The 20,090-nt window shown below is 46.9% G+C and carries 18 protein-coding genes; 2 read left to right on the top strand and 16 right to left on the bottom strand.

What is annotated here, in order from left to right:
• Positions 1–37 precede the first annotated feature (37 nt).
• Complete coding sequence (locus tag PQG66_RS13415; RefSeq protein WP_442955097.1) at positions 38–130, top strand: SDR family oxidoreductase; 93 nt, start codon at positions 38–40, stop codon at positions 128–130.
• Between the two features lie 156 nt (positions 131–286).
• On the opposite strand, the gene rlmH is transcribed toward PQG66_RS13415, so the two are convergent.
• The 4 genes from rlmH to PQG66_RS13395 form a co-directional block, all read right to left on the bottom strand.
• Entirely contained in the window at positions 287–766 is a 480-nt protein-coding gene (gene rlmH / locus PQG66_RS13410; RefSeq protein WP_053781980.1) for a 23S rRNA (pseudouridine(1915)-N(3))-methyltransferase RlmH, read from the bottom strand.
• 396 nt (positions 767–1,162) lie between these two features.
• Complete coding sequence (locus PQG66_RS13405) at positions 1,163–1,330, bottom strand: CxxH/CxxC protein (protein WP_272038225.1); 168 nt, start codon at positions 1,328–1,330, stop codon at positions 1,163–1,165.
• Positions 1,331–1,815: 485 nt separating this feature from the next.
• Entirely contained in the window at positions 1,816–2,343 is a 528-nt protein-coding gene (locus tag PQG66_RS13400; RefSeq protein ID WP_272038224.1) for a hypothetical protein, read from the bottom strand.
• Positions 2,344–2,599: 256 nt separating this feature from the next.
• On the bottom strand, positions 2,600–3,877 hold the full coding sequence (locus tag PQG66_RS13395; protein ID WP_272038709.1) for a S1C family serine protease: 1,278 nt from the start codon (positions 3,875–3,877) through the stop codon (positions 2,600–2,602).
• Positions 3,878–4,459: 582 nt separating this feature from the next.
• On the opposite strand from PQG66_RS13395, the gene PQG66_RS13390 reads away from it, so the two are divergent.
• Positions 4,460–4,672 carry a hypothetical protein gene (locus tag PQG66_RS13390; protein WP_272038223.1) on the top strand — a complete coding sequence of 71 codons (213 nt, stop codon included), beginning with the start codon at positions 4,460–4,462 and terminating at the stop codon, positions 4,670–4,672.
• Here PQG66_RS13390 and PQG66_RS13385 read toward each other — a convergent pair.
• From PQG66_RS13385 to PQG66_RS13330, 12 genes are all read right to left on the bottom strand, one after another.
• Positions 4,641–5,447 carry an MBL fold metallo-hydrolase gene (locus tag PQG66_RS13385; protein ID WP_272038222.1) on the bottom strand — a complete coding sequence of 269 codons (807 nt, stop codon included), beginning with the start codon at positions 5,445–5,447 and terminating at the stop codon, positions 4,641–4,643. The two genes, PQG66_RS13390 and PQG66_RS13385, sit on opposite strands and share 32 nt — an antisense overlap.
• Before the next feature lie 6 nt (positions 5,448–5,453).
• On the bottom strand, positions 5,454–6,197 hold the full coding sequence (gene yycI / locus PQG66_RS13380) for a two-component system regulatory protein YycI (protein WP_272038708.1): 744 nt from the start codon (positions 6,195–6,197) through the stop codon (positions 5,454–5,456).
• Between the two features lie 123 nt (positions 6,198–6,320).
• Entirely contained in the window at positions 6,321–7,610 is a 1,290-nt protein-coding gene (locus PQG66_RS13375) for a YycH family regulatory protein (RefSeq protein ID WP_272038221.1), read from the bottom strand.
• Complete coding sequence (gene walK, locus PQG66_RS13370) at positions 7,585–9,435, bottom strand: cell wall metabolism sensor histidine kinase WalK (RefSeq protein ID WP_272038220.1); 1,851 nt, start codon at positions 9,433–9,435, stop codon at positions 7,585–7,587. Before walK ends, PQG66_RS13375 begins: the two co-directional genes overlap by 26 nt.
• The gene (gene yycF, locus PQG66_RS13365; RefSeq protein WP_272038219.1) at positions 9,435–10,157 is read right to left on the bottom strand and encodes a response regulator YycF; all 723 of its coding nucleotides are present in this window, start codon (positions 10,155–10,157) and stop codon (positions 9,435–9,437) included. The genes walK and yycF overlap by 1 nt, the downstream gene beginning before the upstream one ends.
• Before the next feature lie 271 nt (positions 10,158–10,428).
• The gene (locus PQG66_RS13360; protein WP_272038218.1) at positions 10,429–11,961 is read right to left on the bottom strand and encodes a M23 family metallopeptidase; all 1,533 of its coding nucleotides are present in this window, start codon (positions 11,959–11,961) and stop codon (positions 10,429–10,431) included.
• A 489-nt stretch (positions 11,962–12,450) separates the two neighbouring features.
• Entirely contained in the window at positions 12,451–13,206 is a 756-nt protein-coding gene (locus PQG66_RS13355; RefSeq protein WP_442955105.1) for a class I SAM-dependent methyltransferase, read from the bottom strand.
• Positions 13,207–13,653: 447 nt separating this feature from the next.
• Positions 13,654–14,358 (bottom strand): hypothetical protein, encoded by a 705-nt coding sequence (locus PQG66_RS13350; RefSeq protein ID WP_272038216.1) that lies wholly within the window; start codon positions 14,356–14,358, stop codon positions 13,654–13,656.
• A gap of 184 nt (positions 14,359–14,542) precedes the next feature.
• Positions 14,543–15,829 carry an adenylosuccinate synthase gene (locus PQG66_RS13345; protein WP_272038215.1) on the bottom strand — a complete coding sequence of 429 codons (1,287 nt, stop codon included), beginning with the start codon at positions 15,827–15,829 and terminating at the stop codon, positions 14,543–14,545.
• Positions 15,830–16,271: 442 nt separating this feature from the next.
• Positions 16,272–17,633 (bottom strand): replicative DNA helicase, encoded by a 1,362-nt coding sequence (dnaB, locus tag PQG66_RS13340; RefSeq protein ID WP_272038214.1) that lies wholly within the window; start codon positions 17,631–17,633, stop codon positions 16,272–16,274.
• A 1-nt stretch (position 17,634) separates the two neighbouring features.
• Positions 17,635–18,078, bottom strand: a complete 444-nt coding sequence (gene rplI / locus PQG66_RS13335) for a 50S ribosomal protein L9 (protein WP_272038213.1) — start codon at positions 18,076–18,078, stop codon at positions 17,635–17,637.
• Complete coding sequence (locus tag PQG66_RS13330) at positions 18,075–20,090, bottom strand: DHH family phosphoesterase (RefSeq protein WP_272038212.1); 2,016 nt, start codon at positions 20,088–20,090, stop codon at positions 18,075–18,077. The genes rplI and PQG66_RS13330 overlap by 4 nt, the downstream gene beginning before the upstream one ends.

Here is a 20,090-nt window from a genome sequence, read left to right as displayed (position 1 = left end):
ATGACAATTCCTGCATTATTGACGAGGGCTTGCCAAGATGAAAGCATTCGGCCGTCTCGGGGAAACCGAAGACATTGCAGCTGTCATCCTCTTTCTTGCAAGCGAAGAATCACAGTGGGTCACGGGGTAAACACTTCGCACCAATGACGGTTTTATTTAACTTACAGGAAGAACCTTCATCAGCCCCTTCGCGGTTAAACCGCTCTAGGGGCTATTTGTTTTCAGCAATAATAGCTCTAGCACGTTTTACAGTCGCTATCTGTGACTTAATCCTAAAAAACTTGCCCTACTTGTGGTACGGTTCATTCCGATTAATCTTCACCGCGCGATAAATCTGCTCCACCAACACCAGCCGCATAAGCTGATGCGGCAAGGTCATGCGCCCGAAGCTCAAGCGTTGCTTCGCGCGGCGCAGCACCTCATCGGAGAGCCCATGGCTCCCTCCGATGACAAACACGACATGGCTCGTCCCATAGGTGCCGAGCTTGTCGATCTCCATAGCCAGCTCCTCGGAACTCCAGAGCTGGCCATCCAGTGCGAGCGCGACGACGTGCGCCTCGCTCTTCACATGCGCGAGGATGCGTTCACCCTCGCGCTCCTTCACCGCCCGTACCTCAGCTTCGCTCAGGGTATCGGGCGCTTTCTCGTCTGCGACCTCGATCATCTGAAACTTGATGTACGGGGCGAGCCGCTTGGCATATTCCTGAATGCCCAGCGTTAAATATTTTTCCTTCAATTTGCCTACGCCAATAATTTGAATCAACATATGATCATTCCTCCTGCATCGTCGTCCTTGCACACAACCTATCTATCATCCAGATGCTTTTATCGCATCACTTCATTCATCCGCACCACATTCAATTCAAAATCTTCACAGCACGCTCTGTATTCCTTCGTTCGATATGTACGGTTCGTGAGAAGCCGTGAGGAGCCTCTGCTTCACATCCCTTGTAGCACCCATTACATGCATTACACATTCCGTCGTTCCCTACAAATGCAAAAAGAGCGCTCAACACGCTCTCTCTGCTTCTTGCTGTGATGTTCATACCGGATCGAACCAAGTCTAACGCCAGAAGCCCGGTCACTACCACTGCTACGCCATGCCAACAACATCTCATAGCAGCATCGAGTCGCGCTCCCCGGCGGCCTGCTCTACAGTACGCTAAACGACAAGAAATTCCGCATGCTGATCGCACTCAGCGCATTTCGCAGGCGGGTCCCAGTCGGCAAATTCCGTCTCCTTCAGATCCACAATATCTGGAGCGTCCTCATACTCATCCACAAACATGTCGATGGCAATGTCCACGTGATCTTTGCATACAACGTACATCCGTCAAGCATCCTTTCTGTCACCAGCTATGTTCCCGATTCACGAGCCGCATATCCTATAGGATAGCCACTTCTCAGTTCTATCACACCTGCTCCGGAAAAGAAACCCCTAGATCACGGTTCAGTGTAAAAACACCCGAACGCATACCAAAAATACAACCTTATCCCACAACGTGCACACACTTGCCTGATAAACACACCTAGAATCTCCATTCCTCATGCCACTTATCATCTAATAAAAAAATTAAAAGCATCCTTCTAAAAGATACCCATTAGGTATCTCAATAGGAATGCCTTTGCTTTGCTTTCTTTGCTTCGCCTTATACCATTGTATATATATCCTTACTCATACCTTCGCCCACATCTTTACTTTTACTACTGTGCTTATATCTTTACTTATGCTCGTATTTTATCCTTACGAATATCTTAGCTTGTGCCTGTCATTCAAATCTTGCCTGTACCTTCTCTTCGTGTCGTGTACTCGACTTACTCCAATCCAGATTGTGCCTTCGTGAGCAGTTTCCCACCTTGAAAAGCAATTACCGCATTGCCGCCGTTACCCGCTGCACCTTTGTAGTTGTACACGACCATGTTCTCTGCTTCACTCAGTGCCTCACCTTCACCGCCGAGGATCTCGATGACCTCTTCTACGGACATGCCAACCTCCAGCTTCTCATACTGGGCGAACGTAATCAGAACTCCGTCCCCTTTGCCAGCAGACCCATTGTTTCCTGCGGTGACTGGTGTCTGAACATTCGCATCTTCTCCAGCCAATCCGCCTGTACCCAGTTCATTCAACTTCTTCTCCAGCGCTGCAATTTTCTGTGCCTGCTCATCATTTTTGATTCCCTGTTCCGTCAGCTTTTTCTCTAACTTGGCAATCTTGTCCTGTATTGCAGTTGTATCTATAGATGAAGCTGGGGTGCCCTCCGATCCACAAGCAGATAACATCAGCAACGATAGTACCAGACTTGTTCCTCCCAGCACCTTCTTCTTATTCTTCAACAGATTCATCTCAAGAATCCCTCCATGTTCAGATTAGACAGCCTGATCCCACGATATACAGGCTGTTATTTTCGTCAACGACCTATGTATACATACAGTCATCAGTTTACCATATTAAACAACGAAATGGTTCTGTGCCTCGGTTTCAAGTTTTCCCATGGGATTTTAAAGAGCGCACACCCTCCCCATTCAATCCCAGCTAAATGAACATAAAAAGAGTGGTCAGAAATTCTGATCACTCTTCTTCGACATGAACGTTCCATTCTTACTCCGGTTTATCGGACAGCTTTACAGACACTTTCTCCGCTTCCCCGTCCCGGTAGAATGTAACTTCCAATGTATCGCCGATCTTTTTCTTATCATACAGGAATCTCCGCAGATCCAGCGTGGACGTAATAGGTTGCCCATCAAATTCCGTAATCACATCATTCAGCTTAAGGCCTGCTTCGGATGCTGGACCGGAAGCTTCCAGCACGACCACACCACTGTCCACATGGGAAGGCAGTTTGAGGTCTTTACGCTGCTCATCGTCCAGCGGAGCATATGGATTGCTCAGGTCAACGGTGTATACACCAAGATAAGGACGGGTTACTTTGCCGTGAAGCAGTAGTGAGTCCACCGTTTTCATCACTTCGTTCACCGGAATCGCGAAGCCTAGGCCCTCAACCCCGGTATCTGAAATTTTCATCGTATTGATGCCTACCACTTTCCCGTCCAGATCAACCAATGCTCCGCCGCTGTTGCCTTCATTAATCGCGGCGTCCGTCTGAATGACGTTCTGCTCCCAGTCATACACGCCATCCTGATTAATAGATACAGGCAAGATCCGATCTGTGTAACTTACAATCCCCGATGTCAGCGTTCCGCCAAGACCGAGTGGATTACCGATCGCCAGCACCGTCTGACCACGTTGCAGCTTGCTCGAATCACCAATCTCTGCTGCCGCACCCAGTCCTTTATCATCTGCGGACAGTACCGCAATGTCACTCACTCGATCCTTGCCCACCAGCTTCGCTTTATGAGTTTCCCCGTCCACCGTCACAATCTCCAGATCACTGGCACCTTCCACGACGTGGTGATTCGTCATAATGTAAGCTTTGCCATCTTCCTTCTTGAAAATAACCCCGGAACCCAGCGCGGAATCTTCCATTGACAAGCTGCTGCCTGTTTTATGATTCACGATGCTGACCACAGAAGGACGTACTTCTGCTGCTGCCTTAATGATACGGTCATATGGGTCAGCCGCCTGAACTGTCTGTGTAGGGCCTCCGCCTTGACCTGCAGCATTCGCCAGAGGCAATTGGGTTGAAGGCTGACTGATGAAGCTAAACAGCGTAACCGTCACAATAGAGCTGATGACCGAACTAATGACGGCTACCTTCACAGTCGAACTGAATTCCGAGCGTGATCTGCGCGGATTGCTCCAGCGATCACGTGCGCGTCTCCCTCCACCCGGACGGATAATCTGAAGTTTGCCTTTCTGTTCAGGTTCGGCGCGTCTTGATACCTTGGTTGAATAAAAATCGTCTCCAAACAATCCCATCGTGATCCTCTCCCCTTCGTTGTCACGCATCAAGACCCTGACTGCCGCCCCAATTTATTGCATGGAAGACACCCGGTAAACTCCCCTGTATCCTCATGCTTTTTTGCATTTTCACAAAATGGTCCTGCACATCGCTACCTCCCGGAACCAAGCCGGGATCAAACGTTATAATTAACGGAATGGCACTCCATTACCGTGTGCTCTATCAATCATACTCTCGCATTTTGCGAGATTCCATTTCATACGCAAAACAGCCACATCACAATGCTCCTTATATACTAAACACTTTAGATCCTAAAAAGTTGCATAATGACGTAAATAAACGTAAATTTTCATGATAGAGCACCTAAATATATAAGCCCATACTCTCTATCACCACAAAATGAGATGTGTTAAGCGTTATTCTTTGAATTCCATAGAACTTTTCTGATTCCATGATCTGAAAAAACAGCCACCGTTTCAGCATACACATCCTGCCCAGAGAATGTTAGCGGCAAAAAGAGGAATGTTTTCCAGCCAGCCTGACTACAATAATAGTAAAAGACCAATTCAAAGCTTCATAGAAAGAAGGAGGATTTCACAATGGAACGCACAAAAACACTCACAGCTATGGACGAAGTGCATATGACGGCCAAACTGGCCGATCTCAAAGAAGAACATTACCGCAATACACTGGCTCTCAGCACAATCATAGAATTGCTTATTGATAAAGGTGTCCTGACACGCGAGGAAGTCGAGCGTAAGGCTGCCGAGCTAGACAGCTTTATGGCTCACCCACCCTATCCCATGGTGTAGGCCGATCGTAGTACGTATCGCAGAGCTTGAATTCATGATCTCGATAAAAACAGCCCCGGCTTTCCATCGCATCTCGCACCGACATTTTAGCCAAATCCATCATATTATGATCTCGGCTGAGATGTGCCAGATACGTACGCTTGATACGTCCGTTCATCAGTTCACTAAGCGCCGCACCGGCTGCCTCGTTCGACAGATGCCCGATATCGCTCAAAATCCGGCGCTTGGTGTTCCACGGATATCGCCCCATACGCAGCAATTCGACATCATGATTCGCCTCAAGCACAAGTACATCTGAATCGGAGATGGCATCACGAACCTTGTCACTCATATAACCGAGGTCTGTCGCCACAGACAGCTTCTCGCTTCCATCATCGAACGTGTAACCTACCGGTTCAGCCGCATCATGTGAGATCCCGAAAGACTCTACGCGCAGCGAGCCAAAATCATGCTTTTCTCCCGTTTCAAAGATCCGACGGTTCTCCTCCGGAATCGCTCCAACCGATTTTTCTAATGCCGCCCATGTATTTGTATTTGCATAGATCGGTAAATTATATTTCCGAGATATCGCGCCTAGTCCTTTAATATGATCTGAATGTTCATGTGTCACCAAAATCCCGTCCAGTTCCGTCCCCGAAATCTCACGTTCCAGAAACAATGCCTCCAGCCGTTTTGCGCTGAGACCCGCATCAATCATGAGTGAAGTCGCCCCATGCTGAATGACCGTGGCATTACCTGTCGAACCACTGGATAACACCGTAAAATATATCCCCATAACGCATTACTCCTCTGGTTTGTCTGACTTGGGACTGAATACATCCCCGCTGATGCCCTGCACGTACAACACTTCGCCACTTTCCAGCACGAATCGCCATGCCGGCATCGCTACTTGTATATCTGAATTGAACAACTGACCGTAGTAGCCCAGCTGAATATCTTTCACAATTGAATCGTTCGGCAAAAAGTTTTCGATCAGCGTACCCAGCGCTTTGGGCGCCGGAAGCACCTGCTGATCACTCTCCTCGGCGGTTGTAATCCGCACAGGAGTCTGATGATAACCCGTGATTTTCTGATCGCTGTAGAACAGCTCCAGACTCACGTTAAAGAGTGGCCATTTGCCATCCACCAGCGGGTGAAATACAAAGGCCCCATCCTCTGCCATCAGCTGATCCAGCCGGTACTTGCCGATTTCCGGAATCTCCGCCTGCAGCGCGTCCACCAGCTCACTTGGTGAGAATATCAGCTTGCTGTCTACGGGCTCTTCCAGCTCCACCTGAATCCCCGACTTGTTCTCTTCGATAAACTCGTAAGATAACTTCGGTAATTTCGGCGTCTCATTCGGAATGGGTGCCAGCACCTGAATGCCCTTCTCTTCCATCGCCTGCTGTGTATTGTCTGCAAGAGAGGTGAAGTCCAGATTGGCTCCGGCTGTCTCCCGCACATCCATCCAGATCTGATAACCCAGCACCAGATTAAGCAGCAGGAAAGCATAAATTAATACATTTTTGGCCCGTCCCCAATCCAGAACGTTCACCTCCTCGTCCGTGTGATGATCTGTGCTTCGTCTGGCTTGACCAGGCGTTTATATCTTATAATCCAGTTTTATACTAGAGCCTCGCATTTCACCTTTTTGGCCTTCTCCACTCAACTAAGACACCGTTGTTTCTTCACCATTGCCGAATCGGATCACCCAGACCGGGATCAACCTAAGCCCATCCTCCAGTGCTGATGGACGATATGCCGGGTATACATCCACGACTTTACGGTTCTCACCCGCTACTTTTCGGATCAAATTTTTCAACTGATCTCCGCCAGGTAACTTGATTGATCTCTTGCTCTCTGCACCTTCATTCAGATATTGCAAGGATCGCTCATAACTTGATACCGTCTCCTGCTGCATCCCCACGTTGATTCTGCCGAAACGGAACTGCATCGAATCCATGATTGGAAAACTGCCATAATACTGCTGGAATTGCAGCTGTGTTTTGTTGTCAGCCGATCTCAGCATCATGCGCGAGCGCCCTTTCCAGCCACCATGCTGGTTAACAAAATCAACCGCAGACAGCGCATCTTTCGAGGCATCACTCTGCCCTGTAGGTGGTGCTGCAGGGTCCGTATAGCTGATCCAGCGCTGATCCTGTTTCACTTGCAGACTGCGTTTGCTGTCTGTATAGATCTCTGACCCATCCTTTTCCCGAATATTCCGGGTCATGCTCGGGTCAAAGAAAAGACTACGTTGCATCTGCTCCACCGTGAACTGCCCTGTCGGCACATCCGCCTCAATCGTATCCAGTGCCTGTGCCGGAATATAGTATCCGCCTTCCATCAGTGTGTACGGTGTCCAGCTTGTCCCAAAATCAACATGCTGCTGCACATCCTGCACCGTCAAGTCTGCCTGAGTAGCTTCATAGACCACGTCGCCCTTGGCACTGAAAAACAGCGCATGGACCTTTGTCTCATCTGAGGCCGTGTATATCGCAATACGATTGATCGTTTCTCCTTGAAAAAGAGAATCTGTTCCCAGACGCATCACACGCTGTAATAGAGTCACTGGCATGCCTTCCTTAAAAGAAAGCTCAAAGCCGGGGCTCTGTTTACGAATCTGATCCCAGTTCACCGATTGCACATTACGACGCTGGAAATCTTCAAACGTCCGACCTTTTAGCCTTGAATAGATCAATTCATAGAATGTATTTCCAGGGTAAAACACCGTATGTTTGTCCTGTCCCAGATGAATAATCATCTGTTCCGGGAAAATTAGTTCTTCAATATTACGCTCCTGACCCATATTCTCAGTCTTCACATAGTTGGTTTCCGAGGTAACGATAGAATCACCACCACCTGGCAAACGATAAATCAGGAAGTAACTTTGAATTAGACTGGCTGCTACCAGCGAAGCGAGCACCAAAGATTTAATCCGTTCCTTCAAGGTGCTCACCCCCTTTATCACGCATTGGCAGGGTGAATGTAACTGTTGTACCCACATCCACCTCAGATTCCAGAGAGATGCTACCATCATGAGCCTTTACAATTTCCCGGGCAATGGACAAGCCCAATCCTGTACCTCCCATGCTACGGGAACGTGCCTTATCTACGCGGTAGAAACGTTCAAATATCCGATCCAGATCACGCTGTGGAATACCCATTCCTGTGTCCGATACAGAGATGGCTATTGTATTCTCGTTACTACGCCGGGCTGCAATCGTAATGGTACCACCCTCCAGCGTATACTTCAGCGCATTGGATACTACATTGTCCAACACCTGATCAATCTGATCCCGGTCCAGTGGAACGGGTGGAATATCATTTTCTACAGAGAGCACGGACTGAATATCCTTCTGGTTCATCTGGAAGGAGAATCGATCCGTCACTTCTTCCAACATCTCCGTAATATCAATAGGCTGCTTGCGCAGCAGAGCTTCTTTGGAGTCCAGTCTAGACAGATGCAACAGATCGGTAACCAAGCGAATCATGCGCTCCGTCTCATTCTGAATAACACCCACGAATCGCCCCGCAAGCTGTGGATCTTCCAGTGCTCCGTCATCCAGCGCTTCCGCATAGCTCTTAATCGTTGTCAGCGGTGTACGCAGCTCATGGGATACATTCGCTACGAATTCACGCCGGGAAGCCTCCAGTTCCTCCTGCTCGGTTACATCCTGCAACACTGCAATCGTACCGGTAATCCCCAATTCACGCCGATGTACCGGAGTGAACGTCATGCGAATGACCACCGGTTCCTCCTGACCTGCTGGAGCAATCTGAAGCAGCGTTGAGCCAGTGAAACCACTTGCCAGAGCTTCCGCATCTTCCGGATCAATGCCAAGCAGAGCAGCAAAATGCCTGCCTTCAATATCGGATGAACGCATACCAAGAATACTGCTCGCACGGCGGTTAACCAGAATGACTTTGCCATACTCGTCGGTGGCTACCACCCCATCACTCATATTGGTCAGAATGGACGTCAGCTTCTCTTTCTCTTCTTCATTCTGAGAGAGGGCATCTCGTAGCCTGCTCGTCATATAGTTAAAAGCACGGCTAAGCTGACCGATCTCATCTGTACCAAATACCGGTGTCTGCTGATCGAAGTTTCCTTCTGCAACAGCTGTTGCCCGCCTTGTCACTTCCTTGATCGGCTGAGTAATGGTATGAGACAAAATGACACCAAGTACAGCCGTCAACACCAAGGCTATCAGAATACCGGAGATAAAAATCTTGTTAATGCCCTCCATTGTGGCGTACAGCTCATTCATGGAAGCAGCGATGTACACTGCACCAACAATTTTGCCGCCGGACAATACCGGCTTGGCCACCACTTTTTTGCGAACATTATCCTCGTCTACAATATATTCCTCATTATCCCGAATGCCCTGCAGTGCGCGGCTGACTACGGTTTGTGTATTTTTACGCCCGACATAATCCGAATGTGAACTTAGGGAAGTAGTAAGCACTTTGCCACTGGCATCCAGCACCTGTATCTCGGCACCGTTGATATTGAACAGATTGTTGACCAGCACACGAAGGTTCTCTGTTTTGTCCTCACCGGCTTCTGCCTCTCCGCCAGTCATGGTCTCACCCACCAGGACGGACAGCATCTCTGCCCGTGCCTGCAGATCCTCCGTAAAGTTGCTCGTCAGTGAATTCTTCATCGCACTTACAAAATAAACGCCGATCAATTGCATCGCAATCAGAATCAACAGTACGTAAATTATAATTAATTTCGCCTGTATGGTTCGAAAGAAAGAGAATTGCCAGAATCGGCCCATTATATCCCCACGCTTTTAGCACTGCGCACGAGATAGCCAAGCCCCCGGCGAGTCAGAATCGTTTCTGGCTTACTCGGATTTTCTTCAATTTTCTCCCGCAGCCTACGGATCGTCACATCCACCGTACGCACATCTCCGAAATATTCGTATCCCCATACAGCCTGAAGCAGATGCTCTCGCGTCATAACTTTGCCTGAATGCTTGGCCATATAATAGAGAAGCTCATATTCCCGATGCGTCAGATCAAGCGGTTCCCCGCCTTTGTATGCCGTATACATGTCCATATCAAAAGCCAGATCCAACAGACGGAGTACCTGCTTCCCTTCTTCCTCCGGTGCTTCTACAATCGTTGCAGGCTTCTGCTGTCTACGCATCTGTGCCTTAACTCGTGCAAGCAACTCTCGTGTACTGAACGGTTTGGTTACGTAGTCATCCGCACCCAGCTCTAAACCGAGCACTTTGTCGATCTCCCCGTCTTTAGCTGTCAGCATTATGATCGGAATCTCCAGATGGGCACGCACCTCGCGGCACACATCCATTCCATCCTTGCCTGGAAGCATTAGATCCAGGAGCATCAGATCCGGTTTTTCGGATAACGCCAGTTCTACCGCACGAATACCATCAAACGCGCAGATGACTTCGTAACCCTCTTTTTCCAAATTAAACTTCAATATGTCTGCGATGGGCTGCTCGTCATCCACCACCAAAATCTTACCCTGCATCGGCTGAATTCACCCCTATATCGTGCTTAATCCGCCAACGGCGTTATCTCTATAAAATCTATCTATTGGTCAATATTCCATTTCGTGTTGTGTGTTGACTATTGTCAACGAATCTATACTTATAGTTTAACATACCTGGGGCACAGTCACATCCCGATCTAACCCCTGGAAGCCGTTTCCTTAAAATATTTCACATCAAAAAACAAGGCTAGCTCTAGAGCCAACCTTGTTATCATATCCACATCATCATGTGATGCCATGTGTTTATATATTAATTGAGATATGTCATCGGATTTTCTGCTGTACCATTTTTCAAAATCTCAAAGTGCAGATGCGTTCCTGTAGAACGTCCTGTATTGCCCATCACTCCAATGCTATCACCCTTCTCAACCACTTGACCAACATCTACACTGATGCTTTTCAAGTGACCATAAAGTGTTTCATAGCCGTTGCGATGGTTAATAATGATCACATTCCCATAACCACTCTTCTGTCCGGCAAAAGTAACTACACCTTCGTCTGCGGATTTAACATCCCGGTTGCCGACCAGATCAATACCTTTGTGCTGACGTCCCCAACGCTGACCATAACTGCTGCTCATGGTAGCATTAGATACAGGCCATGCAAATTGCCCTGTGCCTTCACCAACCACCTTGGTTCCCTTGAGTACCACTTCAGTTACAGCTGTTTTGATGACTTCCTGGCCCAGCCATTCTTCACGAACGACTTCACCATTTTCTTTGGTGATACGATACTGCATGTTTTTGAGACCACTTTGACCTGGACGAACGACTTTGGTTGTACCAGCCTTCAGCTCAGCGCTTTTACGCACCTCGACCTGAGGTTTCACTTCAATCTGCTCCACCACTTGCTCAACTGATTTAACCGTAATCGCCGGCTTAGGTACCGTCAGCGTCAACTCTTCTCCGATCTGAAGAGATGTCTCCTTAATGCCTGGGTTATTCTGGCGAATCTCACGTTGTGTAATATCATATTTAGCTGCAATGGAAGAGATCGTATCTCCTTCACGAACTACATAAGTTACAGGCGCGTCTTTACCGACGGTTAAAGCTTTAACCGCCTCGGACACTTCCCATATTTTATTCGGATCAGCTTTCACCGTATCCGTTGTTACTTCTTCCTTAATGTCTACGGATTTTAACGTTGAACTTGACCCTTTGTCCTTTTTGGAGGAATTAGCCGATACTGATTTCGTCTTCAATGAGCTTCCCATAGCCGATGCCGGTATGTATTTGCTCCGTACTTGCTGAAGAACCGCGTCTGCTGTTTGCTGATCCTTCACAATGCCGATGACTTCACCGTTTACTTTAAGTTCTACGCCTTTAGCGTAAGCGGTTAACATGTTACCTAGCTTGTCTAACGTTTCCTCACTGTTCACTTCTGGTTTATATGCCTTTACCGTCTCCGTTGTGATACCGTCAGTGTTCAGTACCATCTCCGCATCCGGATATTTGTTTTGATATTCTTCTGTTTTTTTGGCGAACAACTCCTGAAGCTGGGCCTCGTGTGCAATTGTGCCAATTTCATTGCCCTTAACCATAACCTTATAATAAGGAACTGTGTTTGAGGCTACATATTGTTTAGCTGCGAATCCGATAGATACGGCAATCAGAATGCCACATGTGGTGGTCATGATCCATTTACGCGATGACAGAATTCTTTTCTTATTTGAACTGAAGTTGGACATGCTCATGCTGTTTTTGTCTTCGGCCTTCCGGTGTTTTCCGGATTGTTCGTGTACCCGGTGTTGATCCGGTTGGCGTTTGCCTCTGAAACCTTTCATGATTCTCTCCTTTTCAGCACTTCTTGATCTTCATTTTCTAACCGACATCACCTGAGAGTGAGTCTTATACGTGTTAGTTTAATCATTATAAAATTTTGTAAAAACAGGACTATAGCTATGCTTGTAAAAATGTCAAAATTTTAACCTTTAATCGCACCCGTATACTTTAACACAGGTTTTACAGTCATTTCAACTCTTATCGTCACAGCGCAAAGCCGCGTCCCGTCTGGTTTTCCTGAAATATCCATCGTTTAGAGCAAGTGTTCCATGACCCATTATGCCTCAATTGTTGATGTAGTATGTAAATTTTAAGCCAACTTAAGACTAGGTTCTAATACCTACTAAACTGCAATTATTTTGCGTATATATACAAAAAAAATCCTCCACCAGATCAAATCTGATGAAGGATTTTAATGTAACGTTTACTCTTGCACTAAAGTTTATACACTCTAGCTTCGCCGATTACTTTCGGCTATTCCATGTACTATTTTATTGCTTCATGGCAATGATGATAAACCGCTTCTGCTTCGCTTCCCAGAATCCATTCTGCTCGATCTCCAGATGAATCTTCCATAAAGAGTCACGATAACGATCAACTGTAAAGTTCGGCACTTCCCAAGGAATGGTTTTCAAATAATAAACCAATGCCCCGATATCGTAAAAGCGCTGCACAGGTGCAGCTTCATGCTTTTCCTTGATGTGAAACCCATTATCTAGCAGTTGATTTACAGCAAAATCAAGCTCCCAATCTGCATACTCTGTTGGCATAGGGATATCTAACTGCTCGTTAATCTCCCGGCAATCAGACCAGCCTACCTGTTGTGTCAGGAAGATTCCTCCGTCAGAGAGCACACGATTGACTTCCTGTGGATCATATGACTCATGTCGATTGAGAACTAAATCAAATGTCCCATTAGCAAAAGGAAGCTGCGAGTCATCTGTTATAGGATATACCTTCACACCAAGAGGTCGCAATCGATCTTCAGCAATCGCTATGTTTGGAGGGTACGCTTCCGTTGCACAGGTGTATGCAGGAAGAGGAATCAGACTTGATAGAAATTCTCCCCCTCCCGTGCCCATGTCCATCATTCGCTTCGCATCATGCATGTATTTCTTCGCCATCGTACCGTAAGACCAAGGCAGTATATCGCTCTGTACCCGTCCACTATCCGTAATATAACCAAAGTCCCAACCTTGGAACGGTAGCTCTACTTCCTTCAACCCTTGCTCAAATCGATCCCTAATAGCATTAAGCTGGTTTGAGTGTAAAGTTGACTCTCGTTTCGTAGCATTAAATGTATTCTTATTCATAAGATAGAACCTCCCGTAATCTGTATTCATGCCCTCGTTCGGTATAGATTTAGTATTTCGACATGAATGGAGGACCACGAATCTGATGGTGGGGAGACCATGGTAGAACATTATAAGGTTGTTATATGTCGTGCTCTTTGCTGATCATCTTCATTGTTTTTCCTCCTAGACATACGGATATATTCATAATGCAGCTTATACCTATTTGTGTCTTTTGGATGCATATAAATTCTAATCCGTCTTATGCTTATTACAATTATATGGATATGGAAATATAACGGCAAGTCCAACAATCAGAACGATGATCAGGACCTAAGATTCTCTTTTCTAGAAACTGTGAAACCCATCATATGACTGATACGTTCTTATGCCTGTTGACTTTTATTCGGCTTGCAACACTTCCATTAAATTCTCATATTCTTCGTTCGTAAGATATTTGGAGATGACCTGTTCAATCTCGCGCAGTTCCTGCTCGGTTAGTCCGCCCTCCATTGCTCCCGAGATTTGTTGCATTTCCTTCTGAGGTAGCTTGTTCATCAACAGGGTGAAGATTCGTTCTTTTTCCTCCGTGGGCAGTTTGTTTTTGGCACCTGTAATATCATCTGGTGAAACGATCACAGCATCATTGGCTTCGGTGTTATCATTGTTCGATCCCTGACCGCTTGCTGTACCGGCTCCTGCAGCTGTTCCACTGCTATCCACCGTCCCATTACCAGAACCACCGGCTGTTCCGGAGTCCGCACCTTCTGGTGTATCCTCCTTACCAGTATCAGCTTCGGCGTTTCCATTATTCGAATCATTGCCCATAACCGAAATTGCATTCTCCGGTGCTTTTTCTTCTTCCGTTCCGGTTGGTTGATCGGTAGATGGTGTCTCAGGCTTCTCTCCCTCACTCGACTGTTTACCGCCCAATGCTCCCTGAAACATACCCAGCAGGCCGGTAGGTTGACCTTCCCACTGTATATTAAAACTGGCAAGCAATGACTTGGCATACGATTGTACGATTAATCCTGTCGTAAGCAGCGTCAGTGAACTGACCAGCAACACGATAAGCACAATTTTAACAAACCACACCAGTAACTTCATTCCTGTTTCTCTCCTTTCGTTTAAGTACTCACTGAATTCAATAGATTTTAAAGTTCAACTTATATACTGTTAGTCAGTATTGACGGAAATCTGGAGATTATATCCAAGCCAGACACAAAAAAACCTCCAGCTGCGCTACAGTAGCAACAACTGGAGGTTTAAATATTTTAGATCAGTGTCTATTTTATACGTAGATTGGTAGAACCTGATTCGTCTGCTCACGGTTACGGCCTACAGAGAAGATTGCAATTGGGATGCCTGTCAGTTCGCTTACACGCTTCACATAGTTCTGTGTATTGACTGGAAGATCTTCCAGCTTCTTCGCACCTGTGATGTCCTCGCTCCAACCTGGCATTTCTTCATATACAGCTTCACATTCAGCCAGCATCTTCAAGCTAGCAGGATAGTGAGTAATCACTTCACCACGATACTTGTAACCTGTGCAGATTTTCACGGTTTCCAGACCTGTCATTACGTCCAAAGAGTTGAGAGACAGCCCTGTAATCCCACTTACACGACGAGCATGACGAACAACTACGCTGTCAAACCAGCCTACACGACGCGGACGTCCTGTTACCGTTCCATATTCATGACCTGTCTCACGAATCTGGTCACCAACTGCATCATGCAACTCTGTTGGGAATGGACCGTCACCTACACGGGTTGTATACGCTTTGGCTACCCCAATCACCTGCTGAATGCGTGCTGGACCAACACCAGATCCAATACATACGCCGCCCGCTGACGGGTTGGATGAAGTAACATATGGATACGTACCTTGGTCAAGGTCGAGCATTACACCTTGTGCACCTTCGAATAATACTTTTTTGTTATCATCGATGGAATCATTCAGTACAACAGAAGTATCTTTCACGTAAGGACGAAGAATTTCTGCGTAACCAAGATAATCCTTCAGAATCTCTTCTACGTCAACCGGTGTACCGTTATACACCTGCTCGATAACACGGTTTTTTTCTTTGACTAAGTGGCGCAACTTCAGTTCGAAATCTTCTGCATCCATGAGATCCACCATGCGGATACCAATCCGAGCAGATTTGTCCATGTAACATGGACCGATCCCTTTGCCTGTTGTACCAATTTTGTTCGGGCCTTTGCTCTCTTCTTCCAAAGCATCCAGAACCATGTGATACGGTAAAATGATATGCGCGCGCTCACTGATCGACAAGTTTTTCGTTGTAAAACCGTTATCATGAATATAATTAATTTCTTCTATAAGTGCCTTCGGGTTAATCACCATACCATTACCAATCACACATGCTTTATCTGTGTAAAAGATACCCGATGGAATCATCGTTAGTTTGTATTTTTTGTTATCAATCAGAATCGTATGACCCGCATTGTTACCACCTTGATAACGAGCCACTACGTCGGCGCTCTCTGCCAAATAATCCGTGATTTTACCTTTTCCTTCGTCTCCCCATTGCGTTCCCACTACAACTACCGTTGACATAGTTAACATACCTCCGTGGGTGCCTTGCGCACCTTTTTATTGGTCTGTCCGTCCTCTATCCCGGTAGGCATGATACGCAATAAACCGACTGAGAAGCGTGCTAACGGACAGTAAAGATTCCCTTCCGTTACATTCAAGGGAAGGTTTATACTGCTTTAACGCAGCAGTATTAGTGTACCAGTCCCTTTTTTTAAAGTCAAATGAAATGGCGAACGTTTATAAATATCGTTTGTTTAATGTTCGGAATTATAGCCGTATTCCACAGTAAAAAACCGGTGATTTCAGTCTTCTTCGCTTGACTGTGTTCACCGGCATTTTTACTTCTGCTATTCATTCACGCTATATATGGTATGAATCCTGATATTGAACCGCATCTTTACCCTATTACTGGTTGTACCGGATAGCCTATGCATCTCTGTTCAGAGTAATCACAGTCTATCCTCTACATCGCAAAGGCGTCATTATGCGCCCTCTCGTAATTGACGAATTTGTTAAAGTTTTTCAGGAAGACCAGCTCTACCGTTCCTACCGGACCATTACGCTGCTTGGCAATGATGATCTCGATAATATTTTTCTTCTCGGTTTCCTGGTTATAGTAATCATCCCGATACAGAAACGCTACGATGTCCGCATCTTGCTCAATCGAACCCGATTCCCGCAAGTCACTCATCATCGGACGTTTGTCCTGACGCTGCTCTACACCCCGGCTAAGCTGAGACAAGGCAATAACCGGAACTTCCAGTTCCCGGCCAATCTGCTTCAGTGTACGTGAAATCTCGGATACCTCTTGTTGACGGTTCTCTCCGGCTTTCCCGCGTCCACTAATCAACTGAAGGTAGTCAATCAGGATCATGCCCAGACCTTTCTCCTTTTTGAGACGACGGCATTTCGCACGAATATCAGCTACCGTGATGCCTGGCGTATCATCAATGAAGATGTTCGCTTCATTCAAAGCAGCGATACCCATGGTCAGCTTCTGCCAGTCTTCATCGCCTCTGAATTCTCCTGTACGAAGAACTCCCGCATCCAGATTGGCCTCCGCACAGATCATCCGTTGTACGAGCTGTGCTGCGGACATCTCCAGAGAGAAGATCGCTACCGTTTCTTGTGCCCGAATACCTACATTCTGAGCGATATTCAAGGCAAAGGCAGTTTTACCTACCGATGGACGTGCCGCTACAATGATCAAGTCACTTCGCTGGAATCCAGCTGTCATCTTGTCCAGATCGATGAAGCCAGAAGGTATTCCGGTCGTTGTTCCACGGTTCTGATGCAGCGTCTCGACTTTATCGAATACTTCCATGAGTACATCCTGAATGGCAATAAAACCACTGCTGGACCGCCTATTAGAAATCTCCAAAATACGGCGCTCGGCCTCGCCAAGCATAGCCGCTACATCTTCTCCGCCCGTATATCCTTCGCTTACGATCTGTGTTGCTGTGCGGATCAGACGGCGAAGCATCGATTTCTCTTCGATAATCTGTGCATAATAATCCACGTTAGCTGCTGTAGGCACACCATGGGCAAGCTTGGCAAGGTAGCTGACACCACCGATGTCTTCTAACTCACCTTTATCCTTTAGACGTGAAGTCAACGTAACAAGGTCAATCGGTTGATTTTCCTCACCCAGCTGAATCATCGCTTCATAAATCAATTGATGGGGCTTATCGTAGAAATCCTCGGTTTGCACCCGTTCCATCGCTGTAATCAGAGCTTCGCCCTGCAACAGGATCGCACCCAACACAGCCTGTTCGGCTTCCAGGTTCTGTGGGGGAATCCGGTCGAATAACATTTCGCCGCCCATCTTACTCCTCCGTTACCTGTACCTTCAAGGTTGCCTTCACTTCAGGATGCACCTTGACGGTTACTTGCGTTACACCAAGCGTACGGATCGGCTCCTCAAGCTCGATTTTACGCTTGTCTACTTTAAGACCTTTTTTGGACAAAGCTTCTGCAATTTGTTTGCTTGTAATTGCGCCGAACAATCGTCCGCCTTCTCCTGATTTTGCTTTAAGCTCTGTCACTTCCGCTTCAAGTTTTTTCGCGAGAGCTTCTGCTTCTTCTTTCTCTTCCTGCTTACGTCTTTCTTCCGCAGCATTCTGGTTATCCAGTGTCTTCATGTTGCCCTCGGTTGCTATACGTACAATTCCTCGTGGCAGAAGAAAGTTTTGAGCATACCCTTCAGATACTTCCTTCACTTGCCCTTTCTTACCTTGACCCTTCATATCTTTTATAAAAATGACTTTCATTCGAATAACCCCTCTTCCTTTTCGATTTCAGCCAGTACGTTCATCAGCTGTTTCTCCGCTTCTCGCAGCGTTCCTTCAAGCTGCACAGCTGCGTTTGTTAAATGGCCGCCGCCACCAAGTCGTTCCATCACGACCTGAACATTCATGCGTCCAAGTGATCTTGCACTGATGCCAATCACTCCATCCGGACGCTCACTAATGACAAATGAGGCTACCACATCGGTCATATTCAGCAATGTGTCCGCCACCTGGGCGATCATCATCTGTGAGATCTTGCTGCCAGGTTCCGTGACCGCCAGCGCAATGTTCCCATATACCATTTTAGCATGCTTTATGATTTCTGCCTTAGCAATATATTCTGACAGATCTTCTTTCATCAGCTTCTGGACCATAATGGTATCAGCACCACTGCGACGAAGGAAGCCCGCTGCTTCAAACGTCCTGGAGCCCGTATGCAGGGCAAAATGCTTCGTATCCAAAGTTATTCCGGCAAGAAGTGCAGTTGCTTCCAGTGGCGTAAACTGTACCTTCTCATGAATATATTGTAAAAGCTCGGTTACAAGCTCGGCCGCAGAAGAAGCGTATGGCTCCAGATAGATCAGTACGGCATCGTTAATAAATTCCTCACCGCGGCGATGGTGATCTACCACAACCACACGGGTTGCCGATTGGACCAGCTTAGGTTCCATCGTCATTGAAGCCTTGTGTGTATCCACCACAACCAATAATGTATGCTCTGTCATCATCTGTGTAGCCTGATCTGGTGAGACAAAAGCCTTAGACAACTTCTCGTCCTTGTTCACTTGATCCATCATCCGTTCAATGGCCGGGTTAACCCCGTCTAGCACAATACGCGCTTCAACATTGTACAGACTTGCAGCCTTCCACACGCCGATAGATGCACCGATGGCGTCCATATCCGGCATTTTATGCCCCATGACAATCACTCGGTCACTCTCCTGCATGAGGTCACGCAATGCATGTGCAATTACTCGCGCTCTGACACGTGTACGCTTTTCCACTGCATTGGATTTCCCACCGTAAAAAGACAAGCGTTGGCCGGACTTTACAGCCGCCTGATCCCCGCCACGTCCAAGTGCCATGTCGAGACTGGATTGTGCCAGTTCTCCCATTTCACTGATGCTGTCTGATCCAAATGCAAGTCCAATACTCAGCGTCATAGGCACTTTCAAATCGGCCGTCATCTCCCGCACTTCGTCCAGAATGACAAATCGGCTCTGCTCTAATTCTTGCAGCGACTTATGATTAAGCATCATTAAGTAACGATCGGATGACAGACGCCGCAAGTACACTTCATACCGCTTAGCCCATGCTGTAATCTCACTGGTGACTCGGGCAATCAACGCTGTGCGCTGCTGATCATCCATGCCTTGAGCAGCCTCGTCCAGGTTATCCAGCACAAGAATACCCAGTGCAATACGCTCATTTTCGTATTTATCCCGTAGAACAGCGAGTTCTGTAATCTCGTATACATATACATATCGCTCTTGCGGGTTATGAATTACGCCATAATATCGGTCATCCAACTGAAATTCATCATGGAATTCCTTGGGGGAAAGCTCTTTTGAACCTTCCTTATCTTTATCCTTATCCTTCTTCTCCTTCTCCTTCGGTTGAGGGAGACTAGGAAATAGATTGGGCAGTGAACTGCCAACTAATGTCTTCTCATGAAACATCTCCGCAACGAAGCGGTTGTGCCACTCTACCGTACGGTCCTCACTGTAAAGTACAATTCCGAACGGAAGCATACTAACGGCCTCACCTTCCATACGTTTGATACGAATGGTAAGACCATTAATATATTCATTTAGTTCTCGGCGGAATGCGAGCTCTGCCTTGATCATGACGATTCCCAGCGCTGAAGCCAGTATCAGACTAATCAAACCGAGCGTCCAGTTATAGATGGTAACGAACATCACGAGCAATAACAGCAGTATGAACGCCCATACGGTATAATAGCCGTGCCAGCGTTTCTTTAGAAATTTAGGCAT

This window comes from Paenibacillus sp. JJ-100 (assembly GCF_948329825.1).
In the GTDB taxonomy this organism is placed as follows: domain Bacteria; phylum Bacillota; class Bacilli; order Paenibacillales; family Paenibacillaceae; genus Paenibacillus.
This window is presented reverse-complemented; position numbering and strand designations above follow the sequence as displayed.

Excerpts from the sequence above, each read along its gene's own strand:
- PQG66_RS13330 (WP_272038212.1), bottom strand. The coding sequence starts at position 20,090 with ATGCCTAAATTTCTAAAGAAACGCTGGCACGGCTATTATACCGTATGG.
- dnaB (WP_272038214.1), bottom strand. The coding sequence starts at position 17,633 with ATGGGCGGCGAAATGTTATTCGACCGGATTCCCCCACAGAACCTGGAA.
- yycF (WP_272038219.1), bottom strand. The coding sequence starts at position 10,157 with ATGCAGGGTAAGATTTTGGTGGTGGATGACGAGCAGCCCATCGCAGAC.
- rplI (WP_272038213.1), bottom strand. The coding sequence starts at position 18,078 with ATGAAAGTCATTTTTATAAAAGATATGAAGGGTCAAGGTAAGAAAGGG.
- PQG66_RS13405 (WP_272038225.1), bottom strand. The coding sequence starts at position 1,330 with ATGTACGTTGTATGCAAAGATCACGTGGACATTGCCATCGACATGTTT.
- PQG66_RS13400 (WP_272038224.1), bottom strand. The coding sequence starts at position 2,343 with ATGAATCTGTTGAAGAATAAGAAGAAGGTGCTGGGAGGAACAAGTCTG.
- PQG66_RS13360 (WP_272038218.1), bottom strand. The coding sequence starts at position 11,961 with ATGAAAGGTTTCAGAGGCAAACGCCAACCGGATCAACACCGGGTACAC.
- PQG66_RS13385 (WP_272038222.1), bottom strand. The coding sequence starts at position 5,447 with ATGGGGATATATTTTACGGTGTTATCCAGTGGTTCGACAGGTAATGCC.
- PQG66_RS13415 (WP_442955097.1), top strand. The coding sequence starts at position 38 with ATGAAAGCATTCGGCCGTCTCGGGGAAACCGAAGACATTGCAGCTGTC.
- PQG66_RS13350 (WP_272038216.1), bottom strand. The coding sequence starts at position 14,358 with ATGAAGTTACTGGTGTGGTTTGTTAAAATTGTGCTTATCGTGTTGCTG.
- rlmH (WP_053781980.1), bottom strand. The coding sequence starts at position 766 with ATGTTGATTCAAATTATTGGCGTAGGCAAATTGAAGGAAAAATATTTA.
- walK (WP_272038220.1), bottom strand. The coding sequence starts at position 9,435 with ATGGGCCGATTCTGGCAATTCTCTTTCTTTCGAACCATACAGGCGAAA.
- PQG66_RS13395 (WP_272038709.1), bottom strand. The coding sequence starts at position 3,877 with ATGGGATTGTTTGGAGACGATTTTTATTCAACCAAGGTATCAAGACGC.
- PQG66_RS13345 (WP_272038215.1), bottom strand. The coding sequence starts at position 15,829 with ATGTCAACGGTAGTTGTAGTGGGAACGCAATGGGGAGACGAAGGAAAA.
- PQG66_RS13390 (WP_272038223.1), top strand. The coding sequence starts at position 4,460 with ATGGAACGCACAAAAACACTCACAGCTATGGACGAAGTGCATATGACG.